The organism is Clostridium paraputrificum AGR2156 (assembly GCF_000424025.1).
GTDB classification, from domain to species: Bacteria; Bacillota; Clostridia; order Clostridiales; family Clostridiaceae; genus Clostridium; species Clostridium paraputrificum.
Map to the genome: position 1 here is coordinate 75935 of NZ_AUJC01000006.1, position 12470 is coordinate 88404.

At 33.1% G+C, this 12470-nt stretch carries 15 protein-coding genes; all 15 read right to left on the minus strand.

All coding sequences use genetic code 11. The features are described 5' to 3' along the window. Positions 1-19 precede the first annotated feature (19 nt). The gene (locus G594_RS0107095) at positions 20-673 is read right to left on the minus strand and encodes a phosphate propanoyltransferase (RefSeq protein WP_027097947.1); all 654 of its coding nucleotides are present in this window, start codon (positions 671-673) and stop codon (positions 20-22) included. After that, positions 674-2260: an acetaldehyde dehydrogenase (acetylating) gene (locus G594_RS0107100; RefSeq protein ID WP_027097948.1), complete on the minus strand. Its 1587-nt coding sequence runs from the start codon at positions 2258-2260 to the stop codon at positions 674-676. It abuts the gene before it with no gap. A 30-nt stretch (positions 2261-2290) separates the two neighbouring features. Next, positions 2291-2932, minus strand: a complete 642-nt coding sequence (locus G594_RS0107105) for a BMC domain-containing protein (RefSeq protein ID WP_027097949.1) — start codon at positions 2930-2932, stop codon at positions 2291-2293. Between the two features lie 24 nt (positions 2933-2956). Continuing rightward, positions 2957-3616, minus strand: coding sequence for a cupin domain-containing protein (locus tag G594_RS0107110; RefSeq protein ID WP_027097950.1), 660 nt, complete (start codon positions 3614-3616; stop codon positions 2957-2959). A 32-nt stretch (positions 3617-3648) separates the two neighbouring features. Continuing rightward, positions 3649-3912 carry a EutN/CcmL family microcompartment protein gene (locus G594_RS0107115; RefSeq protein ID WP_027097951.1) on the minus strand — a complete coding sequence of 88 codons (264 nt, stop codon included), beginning with the start codon at positions 3910-3912 and terminating at the stop codon, positions 3649-3651. Beyond that, the gene (locus tag G594_RS0107120) at positions 3909-4211 is read right to left on the minus strand and encodes a BMC domain-containing protein (protein ID WP_027097952.1); all 303 of its coding nucleotides are present in this window, start codon (positions 4209-4211) and stop codon (positions 3909-3911) included. Before G594_RS0107120 ends, G594_RS0107115 begins: the two co-directional genes overlap by 4 nt. A 15-nt stretch (positions 4212-4226) precedes the next feature. Then, the gene (eutJ, locus tag G594_RS0107125; protein WP_027097953.1) at positions 4227-5072 is read right to left on the minus strand and encodes an ethanolamine utilization protein EutJ; all 846 of its coding nucleotides are present in this window, start codon (positions 5070-5072) and stop codon (positions 4227-4229) included. Then, positions 5054-5728, minus strand: a complete 675-nt coding sequence (locus G594_RS0107130) for an ATP--cob(I)alamin adenosyltransferase (protein WP_027097954.1) — start codon at positions 5726-5728, stop codon at positions 5054-5056. The genes eutJ and G594_RS0107130 overlap by 19 nt, the downstream gene beginning before the upstream one ends. A gap of 7 nt (positions 5729-5735) precedes the next feature. Further along, the gene (locus tag G594_RS0107135; RefSeq protein ID WP_027097955.1) at positions 5736-6182 is read right to left on the minus strand and encodes a EutP/PduV family microcompartment system protein; all 447 of its coding nucleotides are present in this window, start codon (positions 6180-6182) and stop codon (positions 5736-5738) included. Further along, positions 6179-6532, minus strand: a complete 354-nt coding sequence (locus G594_RS0107140) for a BMC domain-containing protein (RefSeq protein ID WP_027097956.1) — start codon at positions 6530-6532, stop codon at positions 6179-6181. The genes G594_RS0107135 and G594_RS0107140 overlap by 4 nt, the downstream gene beginning before the upstream one ends. Before the next feature lie 38 nt (positions 6533-6570). Further along, positions 6571-7524, minus strand: coding sequence for a choline TMA-lyase-activating enzyme (gene cutD / locus G594_RS0107145; RefSeq protein ID WP_027097957.1), 954 nt, complete (start codon positions 7522-7524; stop codon positions 6571-6573). Positions 7525-7610: 86 nt separating this feature from the next. Next, positions 7611-10151, minus strand: coding sequence for a choline trimethylamine-lyase (cutC, locus tag G594_RS0107150; RefSeq protein ID WP_027097958.1), 2541 nt, complete (start codon positions 10149-10151; stop codon positions 7611-7613). A 36-nt stretch (positions 10152-10187) separates the two neighbouring features. After that, complete coding sequence (locus tag G594_RS18530) at positions 10188-11675, minus strand: aldehyde dehydrogenase family protein (protein ID WP_051195931.1); 1488 nt, start codon at positions 11673-11675, stop codon at positions 10188-10190. 31 nt (positions 11676-11706) lie between these two features. Further along, a complete protein-coding gene (locus G594_RS0107160; protein WP_027097959.1) occupies positions 11707-12021 on the minus strand; it encodes a BMC domain-containing protein in 315 nt (104 codons plus the stop codon). 21 nt (positions 12022-12042) lie between these two features. Beyond that, positions 12043-12339 carry a BMC domain-containing protein gene (locus G594_RS0107165; RefSeq protein ID WP_027097960.1) on the minus strand — a complete coding sequence of 99 codons (297 nt, stop codon included), beginning with the start codon at positions 12337-12339 and terminating at the stop codon, positions 12043-12045. Between the last annotated feature and the right edge of the window lie 131 nt (positions 12340-12470).

Genomic DNA, 12470 nt, shown 5'->3' on the forward strand with positions numbered 1-12470 from the left:
ATTTTTTTATTATAATCTACTAATGTTTAACAATTTCAACCTTTGATTTAGAATTAATTCCCATAGCATTTACTTCTTCAATATCCAAGTGACACTCAAGCTTTGAAGCATCATTGGCTCTTATTGCTACATTATTGAAAATTCCACCTCTTATTGTGTCAAACTTTATTGATACAATTTCGCCATCATGAACTCCTAGTTCTCTTGCATCGCATGGAGTCATGTGTATATGTCTTTGAGCTACTATTAATCCCTCTTTAATTTGTGTTGCTCCCTTTGGTCCTACTAAGGTTACTCCAGGAGTATTTGCTAGGTCTCCAGATAATCTTGGATAAGCAGCTGTTCCTAACTTAACACAATCTCCTGCTAAAACTTCTACTTGTGTTTTGCTCCTTATTGGTCCAAGAATCCTAACTTTCTCTATAGCTCCTTTAGGGCCACAAATAGTAATAGTTTCTTTGCAAGCATATTGACCTGGTTGAGATAAATCTTTAATTTTAGTTAACTTATATCCTTTACCAAATAACATATCTAAGTCTTCTTGAGATAAGTGAGCATGTCTATTAGATACTCCAACAGGTATCTCAAATGCCTTAGGCTCTATTACTTCTTTTCCTTGGTTATTCTGTATAGCTTCAACTAAAAGCTTTAATACAGCCTCGTATTTATCCATCTATTTTGCCCCTTTCATAGCGGCAACGATTTGATTAACTAAATTTCTTATTTCTTCATTATTCTCAGTATCATTTGCAGCTTTACATTTTTCTGTATTGCATTCATTATTAGATAGTCTTTGCGCTGCAGCAAAAATTTCTGCTGGACTCATATTTAAACTTTGATTGTTCACTGAATGGCAATTTTCTTCAGTCTTTATACAATTAAATGTTGGATCTGTTGATGCTAATGTTGCACAATCCTTTAATCCATAAGCTACTCTCTTAACATTAATTAAGTGTCTTGGAGTTACATTCTCAGAAACTGAGCTTCCACCCCATGTTCCACATCCTAATGTAAATGATGGCATAAGTCCTGTACTTGCACCTGTTCCACCTTGTGTACCTCCAGTGTTAACCAAAATACGTGATGCTGGTTTTCTAGCAAACTTCATCACTATATTTCTATCTTCAGTATGAAGACTCATAGTATGACCAATTCCGTTTTGAAGCAACTTAATGCTTAATTCACATGCTTCTTGATCATCTTTAACTGTATAGAACCCAAGAACTGTTGTTAATTTTTCAAATGATAGAGGATATCCTTCTCCAACACCCTTTTGTTCACCAATAAGTACTTTTGTTCCTTGTGGAATACTTATTCCAGCTGCATTAGCTATTACTTGTGGGGATCTACCAACAAATTTAGCATTCATTGCATGTCCATTTTTGAACAGTAGTCTACAAACTTTTTCAGTTTCTTCATCTGTCATGAAGTAAGCACCTTGCTTTTTAAACTCTTCTACAACTAAGTCATGATTACATTCTTCACAAATTATAGATTGTTCTGAAGCACATATTGTACCATTATCAAAAGTCTTACTTGCCATAATGTTTCTTACAGCTTGTTGAACATTTGCAGTTCTTTCTATATAAGCAGGTGAATTACCTGCACCTACTCCTAAAGCTGGTTTACCAGCACTATATGCTGCCTTAACCATTGCAGGACCACCTGTTGCTATAATTAATGACACTTCCTTACTCTTCATTAATTCATTAGTTGCTCCTAGAGATGGCTTAGTTATGCACCCAACAATATTCTTTGGTGCACCTGCCTCTACTGCAGCATCATGCATTAATTGAGCTGCCTTTATAGTACATTTTGCAGCTGATGGATGTGGTGAAAATACTATAGCATTACGTGATTTTATAGCTATTATTGATTTAAATATTGTTGTTGATGTTGGATTAGTTGAAGGAACAATTCCCATTACTAGTCCAACTGGTTCAGCAACTTCAATTATTTTATTGACGTTATCTTCATTTATTACACCTATAGTCTTCATATCTTTAATTGAATCGTATAAAACTCCAGATGCTAAATGATTCTTAAATGTCTTGTCTTCAACTTTACCAAAACCAGTCTCTTCAACAGCCATCTGTGCTAAGCATGCCGCATTTTCCTCAGCTACCCTAACCATATTACATATTATTTTATTAATTTGTTCTTCTGTATAATCTGCAATAATGTCAGTAGCTGCTTTCCCAAGTCTAGCTAAATCTCTTGCTTCTTGTATAGAACATAAATCCTTATCAAAATTTTGCATTTTTCTTCCTCCTTATTTCAGACTCAAATGTTATTTCTTTTCATAGTATAATTTAAACTTCTCAATCAAGACGTTTTTGTTTGCTTTAGAAATTTGTCTTCCTACTATTTCAAACTTGTTATACTCACGTGCTAAGTTTCTTAGCTTCGTAACCTTAAGTTTTCCTAAAGTAGCAATGGTTTCTTCTAACCCATTTTCTTGTACAAGCTTATCTACATCTTCTTTATGAAATTTACTAATATCATTAACTATAATTAAATTTTCATCGTCTACTAATTCGCTTTCTTCTGATATAACAGTTGTGATACTTTCTGTATTATCTTCTAAAGGAGTATCATTCTTAATAATATCTGTATCAGTAGTACTATCTTCTTTTGTTTCTTCTCTCTCTTGTATTGTTTTAGTTTCAATTATCATACCTAATTCATTATGAGGTCTAGGAATTACATGATTTGAAATTAAGAATTCACTACCTAATTTCTTTACAGCAGCAATACCAGCCTCTATGGAAGCTTTTACAGCTCCAACATCTCCTGTTATGGTAATTGTAACTAATCCACCACCTACATATGATTTTTCAAGGATACTTACATCTGCTGCCTTTACCATAATATCGGCACCCTCAACAGCTGCAATTAATCCCTTTGTTTCTAGTAAACCTAATGCCTGCATAGATTAGTCCTCCTTTTAATGCCACTATAAAAGATCAGCCCAGTTTGCAGGATATGTTGCATAGAATATTTTTGCTTTGTCAGGTGAACCCCAAACTACTTTAGATCCTGAAGGTACAAATAACACATCTCCCTCATGGGCAGTATATGTTTTACCATTTAGTTCAACAGTTAATGTCCCTTCAATTACATAATCAATCTCTTCATAAGTTAGTTCCCAATCAAATCTTGATTTTTCAATTACTAAAAAACCAGCACTCATTTTTGATTCTTCTTTACTTACTAATTCTTGATAATGAGCATTTGCATCTGGATTCCCTGTATCAAACACATCCAACTTTACTGTGTTACCTCTAACTATTTTAAGACCATTGACATCGCATTCTGATTCATATGGAAGATTCTCTCCCTTTAAACATTTAAGAACTTCTTGTAAAAGGCCTTTATTCATCATAGCTTTAAACAACTTTAACATGGCTTCAGAATCTAAATCACTATCTGATAAATTTAAATTAATATTTGATTTTAATTCACACCCTTGGCTTTCTGTTGTTAATTCTATGCTCTTATTTTTTGCCAGATCTTTTGCAGATGGAGTTATAATCATATCACTGGTAACATAAAATTTTGTTTTTCCTGTTTTTATGAACTCTTCCATCTCTTTTACACATATTAACTTTTTCATTTACTCACTTCCTTTCAATGTATAACTGAAATTTATATAAAATCACAGTCATCATCAATGATGCCCACAACTACTGCATCTACCGGAATATTATCATCACCAAGCATTCTACGTGCTGCGGAACCAGTGCTTACAATAACTCTGTCACCAATACCTGCACTAATTATATCCACTACTATTAACCTTCTACCTGCTTCTGTACCACCTATTACCTCAGCAAGCATAAATTTTAATCCATTTAATGATTCGGCCTTTCTAGTAGCCCATACATTGTCTATTAGTTTAGCTGTAATCATATTATCTTTCCCTCTTTCAACTTGAGCTTTATTTCGTTAATGGCAGATTCTACTGATGATATATCTCCAAATATAGCAAGTAGTATCATATGTTGAGGGCAATTTCCTTTAATATCCTCAACTGTAACATCAACTGCTTTATCTGCAATATCTGATGCATAAATCATATCTATAAGTTTTCCTTGTACTAATCCTATTGCACCAATATTATCTAAATCAGTTTTACAACCTGTCCCCATTCTTCTTCTAAGAATATTTTTTGTGCTCTCAGAAGGTGATTTAATAATTCTGAAATCCACTTCTTCACACTCTCCTTATTCAATAATTTCTTGAGTACAGCTTAATGCTATTCCAAGTGGGGTCACAAACATAGGATTCTTAGGCTTATGTGTATATATACCAGTTTGTTTTTGTATAACATCCTCAATTCCTGTCAAGCAACATGTTCCTCCTACAAGAGATATTCCATCAACATCATATCCTTTTACATGTTGATTAATTATTGATGCTACTTTTTCAATAACTGGCTTTAAAACTGGTAAAAGTTCTTTATGATTATTATTGTCTCTCTTAAACTCATCTGCTTTAGCAAAAGGCATTCCATAAGCACCTGCAATAACTAATGAAAAATGTGTACCTCCTGTAGGTTCATCAACTACATGAACAACTTTCCCATCCTTCAGAATAGATATTCCTGTTGTTCCTCCCCCTATATCTACAACCGCTCCATTTTGTATTTTTAAAACTTCATTAGCTGCAGTAGGTTCATCAAGAAGGTTTGTTAATTCAAATCCAGCAGCTTGAACAACATTTTTTATAGCTCCAGAATCTAAAGCATCTGTTCCTGGTGGAATAGCAGCAGCTGCATAAATTAATTCTGCATTAATTTTTTCTTCTATTTCTTTTTTCAACTCTCTAACAATTCTTACTGCTCCTAAATAATCTACTACCATGCCATCACGAACAACATCCGCATATCTATATGCACCAGCTACTGGTTTATAATTTTCATCTAAAACTGCTAAAACTATGCAAGCTGTACCTAAATCAACACCTGTATAATACGTAGAAGTTTCCCCTACTTTAGGTGACTCTATTACATGTTCAAACTCTTCAACGAGATTATCACAATATTCAAAAGCTATACTTTTCTCTGACATCTCTCTCCTCCTACTGTTATACAAATCATCTGGGATATACTATTTATAATTGAATTAACATTCTTTATAATTTCATTTCCTGTCTGACTTTCATCATGCTCATAACTTTCACTAATTTCTAAACTTACTTCTCTTAAAGCACATCTTAATAAATGAAGTTTTAATATTTCCTTACCTTTTTCAAGTTGTATATGAAACTCAGTAATTTCAAAACAGTCTTCTATATTATCAAAGAAATTTTCTTTGGATATTCCACTACATTCTTTAACTTCAATTGTTTCTAAAGTAGAGTTACCTTCAACAACTTTTCTAATGTTTGTAACCTTTCTTCCTAAACTAATGATTTTCTGTGCTAAAATAATATCTAAAGTCAATAGCTCTCTACTAGTATCAAAGAATAAAGCTTCAATAGATTTTAATCTATTGCATAGCTTTTCTCTTTTTCTTTTTTGAGATATCTCACCTTCTTTTGAGTCATTGACTTGAGTAACCTTTTTCTTTTCTTGAACGACATCATCTTCCATCTTTATTCCTTTATCAGATAGATATTGTCTTGCTCCAGGTGTAAGGCGTTGTCCTTCAGCTAATTTATATGTATCAAAGGGAGCTTCCTTATAAACATCCCTTAAATACTCTTCAGTAATAAATTTCATCATCTCCTCATTACTCCTCACACTTTTCAAATAAATATTTTTTTAAAACATCAATTCCTGTTCTTTTTATAAAACTAATATCAAAATAAGGTTCATTTACTCCTATTCTCTTAAGCTGATGCAAGCATATATTCCTATTTTCTGGATTCATATCACTCTTAGTAATCACTCCAATCACTGGACAATTAAATAACTTTGCCCATCCTGGAGAATACACATCTACACTATTTGATTGATCAACTAAAATAAGAATTTTTGAAGCATCTTGAGATACTGCAATAACATGTTTATACATCCATGAATTTTCTATATATGCACTTGGTACATCTATAGTATTTTTCCCATAAATAATATCTGATGTTCTTCTTAATGGACCAGTATAACCATTAAGCTCATTAGCCAAAGTTGTTTTGCCACTTTTTGAAGGACCAATAATCATTATTCGTTTTTTTCTCATGTTCGTGTTATTGGAGCAACTGTAAAGCCCAGCATATTTTTTAAAGCATCATTTACTGCACTAAGTGCTGTTTCAACACTTTGAACATCACCATTTATAACTACTGATCCAGTGAAACGATCAAGAAATCCAATTTCAACATCTGCAACTTTAGTTGCTATATCAGCAGCTATTATTGCTGTTTCAAAAGGAGAAAGAGTTAGTATTCCAATAGCTCCCTTATCATCAATTCCTAATCTTTCATATATATCTGGCATAGGTGAGGCAATAATATGAGCTATTGTTATTTGCTTACCTGGTACTGACTCTTGTATAACACGCTGTATATTCTTATTAAGAAAATCCTCCATAACCTTACTTTCCACCTTTTTATTTATTTGAAAATCATTTAGTGACGAACCACTTTAACAGGCAAATCATAATTCTTAATCCAACTTTCAATCTTATCTAAATCCTCATTACTTAAGCTTGGATCACCTTCAATTGGATATGGAACTCCAAGTTGATTATATTTATTAACCCCCATCTTGTGATAAGGTAATAAATCAATGCCTTTAAAATTTTTATAGTCTTTATATGGAAGTAAAAACTTCATAACATTTTCTATATCTTCCTGACAATCATTAACTCCCTTAAGTAATGGCATACGAATTTGCACATTATACTTTCTGCGAAGAAGTTCCTTCAAATTTTCTAAGATTTGTTCATTTCTAACACCTGTCCAATATAAATGTTTGTCAGAATTTATATGCTTAATATCAAACAAGAACAGGTCAGTAAACTCTGCAACTTTAAGGACTGATTCTAGCTTTGCATATCCACATGTTTCTATTGCTGTATTAATACCTTCATTTTTACATGCCATAAGTAAGCTACTTGCAGCCTCAGGTTGCATTAAAACTTCTCCACCACCAAGTGTTACTCCACCACCAGAAACTTCATAGAAAGTTCTATCTTCTTCAATTATTTCTAGAAGTTCAGATATAGTTTTTTCTTCTCCTATTATAGAAATAGCTGACTTTACACATTCTTCCTTACACTTTCCACAACCAATACAGTCAATATTTCTATTTACTTCGTGCTTTAAGGTTTCATTTGAAATTGTGTGTATACCTACTGGACAGGCAGAAACACAGGCTCCGCAATTAATGCACAAATTGCTTTTAAACAATACTCTATGTTTTCTAATCATCCCTTCAGGGTTTGCACACCATTTACACCTAAGTGGACATCCTTGAAAGAAGATTAAAGTTCTTACTCCTGGTCCGTCATACATGTTGTATTTCTGTATATTAAATATAGTTGCTTTTCTTTCCAAGACTCCTAGATTTTCATTACTCATTCTTATTTCTCCACTATTATTTTTTCTGGTTGTGACTATATAAATTAATTCTCTATATAGCCACTTACCAGATTAAATTTTAATTATTAGAAATGTGTTAAGACTGTTCTACTTATAATTTCATCTTGAACATCTTTGCAAAGTTCTACAAAATATGCACTATATCCAGCTACACGAACAATTAAATCTCTATATTGATCAGGATGTTTTTGAGCTTCTATTAATGTCTTATTATCTAAGTAATTAAATTGAACTTCTCCAAGTTGAAGAGCACATGCACTACGTAGTAGTGTAATAATTCCCTCTTCACCTTCCTTAGTTTCAAGTAATCCTGATATAAGCTTGAAGTTATGAACCATACCTATATTCATGTTTTCGCAACTCATTTTTGATACAGATTTTATTATTGCTGTAGGTCCCTTATAGTCAGAACCTTGGCTTGGACTTATTCCATCTGATAATGGCATCCAAGCTCTACGTCCATTTGCTGACGCTCCTGTTAATTGTCCAAATGGAGTATTATTAGAAATTGATAATGTTCCATGACTTAATACTGAATATAAAGTCTTATATTTGCGATGTTCCATTTCTGTAAAGTTGATAAGTTCTGCAGCTATATAGTCCGCATAATCATCGTCATTACCATACTTAGGTGCTTCTAAACAGTCTTTTCTTAGTTTTTCATAACCAACAAAGTCTGCCTTTAAAGCTTCATTTAATTCTCTTAATGTATATTTCTTTTCTTCAAATACTAATTTCTTAATTGCTGCCATAGAATCTGTATATGTTGCAAGTCCACTCCAAACAACTCCTGGTCCAAAGTTATACATTGCTCCACCAGCTTCTACTCCTCTACCATTTTCCATACATCCTTCATACATAATTGACATAAGTGGCTTTGGAGCAAGTTCTCTATGAACACGTTGTGAAATTACTGTTGCTACACTTGTCCATTTAGTAATATATTTTATTTGTTCTTTTACTGCGGCTTCAAATTCCTCATAAGTTTTAAAGCTATCTATATCACCAAGATTTGGACAAACTTGTTTTCCATACCATAAAGGAACACCTTGATTAAGAACAAGTTCTATACATATTGGCCATTGTGTGTATGCTGTAGAAGTCCATTGATATAATCTTCCTGATTTTTGTGGTTCTACGCATCCCATTAAGCAGTAATCTCTAGCATCTTCAAGAGAAACCCCCTTTGCTAGCATCATCTTAATATGAACATCATCAAAGTGACATGCTGGGAATCCCATTCCTGCACGGATAACTTGTACTATCTTCTTTAAGAATTTTTGTGGTGACCCTTTATGAATACGACATGCTAATGAAGGTTGATATATTTTTACATGTCTAACAGCATCCATTAATAAGTAAGTTAATTCGTTTGTAGCATCCCTACCTTCTCTAGTTACACCACCAACACACATATTTACAAATGGTTGATATCCTGCAAAGAATTTAGAACCACCTTCACTTGTAATCCACATCATTTCTGACATCTTTATAAGCATACATCCAGCAAGTTCAAAAGCTTCAAAATCAGTCATTCTACCTGATTCAATATCAGCCTTATAGAATGGATACATATATTGGTCAACACGTCCAATAGACATACCAGTTTGATTTTCTTCTACAACTAATAGAGATTCTATTGTCCAAACTGCTTGTATAGCTTCCCAGAATGTAGTTGGCTTATGAGCTGGAACTTTAGCATTTACTTCTGAAATCTTTAATAATTCAGCTTTACGTTTAGGATTTGTTTCCTTTTCAGCTAATTCTGCAGCATAGTCTGACATACGTTTTGCATAAATCATAACTCCTTCTGCAGTATCTATTATTGATTTATAGAAATATATTTTATCTATATCTTCTGGCTTTTCATAATTTAATTTTGCTAATTTCTCTTCTGCCTCTCTCTTGATATCTAACATACCTTTTTTCATCAAGATAACATCATATCCAGGGTTAGAATCTCCACCACCATTTATTGCATGGTATGAACAATCTGAAACAAAAGACTCACCTGATAATTCCCATACACCTGCTTCACGATATTGATCTTCACAATATTCATCAACTGATTTTCCTTTCCAGAATGGGAATATCTCTTCTCTCATATATTTTTTATCTTCTTCTGATATATAGAATGGGTCTTGTGGACGAGTTGCTATAGTATCTAACTCATCTACCATCCATCTCCAAGCTATATCCGGAGAGAATGCACCAGCACGTGGAGCACCATTTGGAGCACCAACTATAAGTTCATTATCTTGAATAACTAACGGTGCAGTTTCACAACAATATTTAAAGCTCTTACCACGTAAAATTGCTTTAGGGGCTCCTGGATTTTCTTTTGCAATCTTTGTAATTGCCTTAGCACGATGAATAGTGATTTTAGGAACTTGCTTTAAATAATTTTCCTTTAACTTCATCAAACGTGTTGTTATTCCATCTGGAATTTGTCCATTATTTTCACATACTACATTAGACTTAGTATCCTCGTCCTTTGTTATCTCATTAGAAACACTCTCAAACATCTCTATCAAAGCTTCACGTTCTGAAGGAGACATATTTTGAGTTGCTTCCATTAATTTATTTGAAAACTCACGAATATCCAATTTACTACCTCACATTCTATTAATTATTTTTATTAGCTATTTTAATTCTTTAAGAATCTTCTTCAGTAGCATCTTTAATAGCTCTTCATTATCATTTTCATTATTATTTAATCTATCATTGCTACCTTGAGGTTCCTCTACATTAGTAATAGAAGTTATTATTTCTTTCATTCTTCTAACACCATAACCTACTTTTCGAATATATATAAGATTCATAGGTGAAACATTATCAGATGTCATACCCTTTCCTGCTGAACCACTTCCTAGTGTCATAGAAGGGAATAAATTTGTAGTTACTCCCATACTTCCAAATACTCCTGGTGTATTTACAAGTATCCTACCAACAGGTTTCTTTAAAGCAAATTGACGAATTACTTCTTCATCATTAGAGTGAATGACTAAAGTATGTCCTTGTCTTTCGCTTAGCAATAATTCAATACATTTTTCACATGCATTCATCCAATCATCTTCTATATACATAGATATAACTGGGCAAAGTTTTTCTTTAGAATATGGATTATTTGCTGAAACATACTTTTGCTGTGAAATTAGAATCTTAATCTCATCAGAAATATTAAATCCTGCCCTTTTTGCTAAGAATTGTGGTGATTTACCTATATAATCTACATCTAAACTTCCATCTGCTTTATACAAAAGTGAACCAAGCTTTTCAGACTCATCCTCACTCATAAAATATCCACCATTCTTTTGAAGTTCACTTTTAACTTCTGATGCAATACAACTATCTACAACAATAGATTGTTCAGCTGCTGAAAGCACTCCATTATCGAAAGTTTTACTATCAATTATGTCTTTTACTGCTTGCTTAATATCTGCTGTACGCTCTATGAATGCTGGTCCATTTCCTGTGCCTCCATATATTAATGGTTTTCCAGACTCATATGCTAAATCCAACATTCCAGGTACACCTGTATTCATAATTAGTGAAGTATCTCTATGGTTCATTAACTCCACAGACCCACTTCTAGTAACAGTATGAAGATAGGAAATAGCTCCTTCTGGCAATCCATATCCCTCTGCTGCCCTAATTAGTATATCAATAGTCTTACTAATAGTTTTTTTACCTCTAGGGTGAGGAGAAAAAATTATAGCATTTCCTGATTTTATAGCAATAAGTGCATTATAAATTGTTGTAGACACTGGACTTGTTGCAGGACAAAAGGCTACAATTACTCCTATTGGAACTCCAACATCCATAGTCTTCTGCTCTTCATCTCGCTTAATAATGCCTACACAATTCATATTCCTTAATCTTTCCCTTAAATAGGAACATATAAAGGTATTTTTTATTCTTTTATCTTCCCATTTACCATATTCAGTTTCTTCATGTGACATTTTCGAAAGCTCAATTATGTGTTTTTCAATTTCCTCAGTCATACGCTCAACTATTTCATCAAGCTTACTTTGAGGAAATGTTGCAAGTTTCTTTTGTGCTTCACGAGCATTTTCAACAAGTATCCTTGCTTCCTGCATAGAGAGTAGATCATTGTCAATAATATTCATTTTTCTCTCTCCTTCTATTTAAAAACTTTCTTTAATTTTGCTCTGGTATAAGATTCTTTATTGCATAACGTTCAATAATCTTTTCAAGATCTTGATGTGGTCTTGCAATAACTACTGAGCTATAAAGATTCCCATCTTCCATTTCTTTAACAACTTTAACTCCAGCATCAACTGCTGTCTTACAAGCACCAACATCTCCACGTACTAATACCGAAATATATCCAGAGGCAACGTTTTCATAACCTACAAGCTCAACATCAGCCGCTTTGCACATAGCATCTGCTGCTTCCAATGCGAAAACTAAGCCGAAAGTCTCAATTAATCCTATAGCTTCATATCTCGCCATATACATCATTTCCTTTCTATATTAACTATCTATATCATGTACTGAAACAATATCTCCTACTTCTCTAATAGGTCTAGGCATAACATTCTTTGCTGTTAATTTACCAATAGCAGCAGCAGCTTCAGCACCTGCTTCAACAGCTGATCTTACGGCAGCTACATCCCCTTTTACTATTATGGTAACAAGGGTTGAACCAATATTTTCATATGAAATCAGCTCAACATCTGAAGCTTTTAACATTTTATCTGCTGCTTCAAGTGCTGGTACTAATCCTATGGTTTCTATAAGACCTAATGCTTCATCTCCATAATATCTCATGAAATTTCCTCCTTCCAAGCTGAGCATATCTATACATACCCTAAGATTTTTTATATTAATAATCTGTTTTATTTTTAATTATGTTCTATTCCCTAAAGTGATTATAGTCCTTTCCCATAAGGGGAAAGTCA

Coding starts and splice junctions, on each gene's coding strand:
- G594_RS0107135 (WP_027097955.1), bottom strand. CDS start 6,182: ATGAGAAAAAAACGAATAATGATTATTGGTCCTTCAAAAAGTGGCAAA.
- G594_RS18530 (WP_051195931.1), bottom strand. CDS start 11,675: ATGAATATTATTGACAATGATCTACTCTCTATGCAGGAAGCAAGGATA.
- G594_RS0107105 (WP_027097949.1), bottom strand. CDS start 2,932: ATGCAGGCATTAGGTTTACTAGAAACAAAGGGATTAATTGCAGCTGTT.
- G594_RS0107095 (WP_027097947.1), bottom strand. CDS start 673: ATGGATAAATACGAGGCTGTATTAAAGCTTTTAGTTGAAGCTATACAG.
- G594_RS0107160 (WP_027097959.1), bottom strand. CDS start 12,021: ATGGCGAGATATGAAGCTATAGGATTAATTGAGACTTTCGGCTTAGTT.
- G594_RS0107100 (WP_027097948.1), bottom strand. CDS start 2,260: ATGCAAAATTTTGATAAGGATTTATGTTCTATACAAGAAGCAAGAGAT.
- G594_RS0107115 (WP_027097951.1), bottom strand. CDS start 3,912: ATGATTACAGCTAAACTAATAGACAATGTATGGGCTACTAGAAAGGCC.
- eutJ (WP_027097953.1), bottom strand. CDS start 5,072: ATGTCAGAGAAAAGTATAGCTTTTGAATATTGTGATAATCTCGTTGAA.
- G594_RS0107140 (WP_027097956.1), bottom strand. CDS start 6,532: ATGGAGGATTTTCTTAATAAGAATATACAGCGTGTTATACAAGAGTCA.
- cutD (WP_027097957.1), bottom strand. CDS start 7,524: ATGAGTAATGAAAATCTAGGAGTCTTGGAAAGAAAAGCAACTATATTT.
- G594_RS0107165 (WP_027097960.1), bottom strand. CDS start 12,339: ATGAGATATTATGGAGATGAAGCATTAGGTCTTATAGAAACCATAGGA.
- G594_RS0107110 (WP_027097950.1), bottom strand. CDS start 3,616: ATGAAAAAGTTAATATGTGTAAAAGAGATGGAAGAGTTCATAAAAACA.
- G594_RS0107130 (WP_027097954.1), bottom strand. CDS start 5,728: ATGATGAAATTTATTACTGAAGAGTATTTAAGGGATGTTTATAAGGAA.